The organism is Acinetobacter sp. A47 (assembly GCF_000805455.1).
Taxonomy (GTDB): Bacteria; Pseudomonadota; Gammaproteobacteria; order Pseudomonadales; family Moraxellaceae; genus Acinetobacter.
The window spans coordinates 1-380 of sequence record NZ_JSUS01000042.1 but is presented as its reverse complement, the minus strand read 5'-3'; the positions used below and the strand labels follow the sequence as shown (position 1 = coordinate 380).

Annotated in this window: 1 protein-coding gene; it reads right to left on the bottom strand. The window is 45.8% G+C overall.

The genetic code is table 11. The features are described 5' to 3' along the window. Positions 1 to 380 (bottom strand): hypothetical protein (locus OC23_RS19455; RefSeq protein WP_038344660.1); only part of this gene is annotated, 380 nt, incomplete at both ends.

Genomic DNA, 380 nt, shown 5'->3' with positions numbered 1-380 from the left:
ATGATGCTCGTAACTTCGTAATCAGATATCTCAGTCCCAGACCTTATTCCCGTAATACTCATAACCTTGGGTTTGCCAGTCTTCACTACGTAATACTCGCATTTATGGTCATAGCTACTATCACCCACCTTACCGCAGGCACCCCCAAGTTCACGATTCTTATCTACCGCAACCCCAACGAACTCCACCTTGTTCGCGTTACCCCCATAATCTTTGGCTATCTCCGTAATCTTTTGCTGCATAAAATCCAAGGAAGAATACCCCCAAAACGCCCCTACAGGGTGCTTATAGTAGCTAGTTTCGGTATTCCATTTTTGTTGGCCATTAGTCCCGCTGCGCGAAAGTTGAAAAACACTTGGCACACTGCCATTCTTGAACTC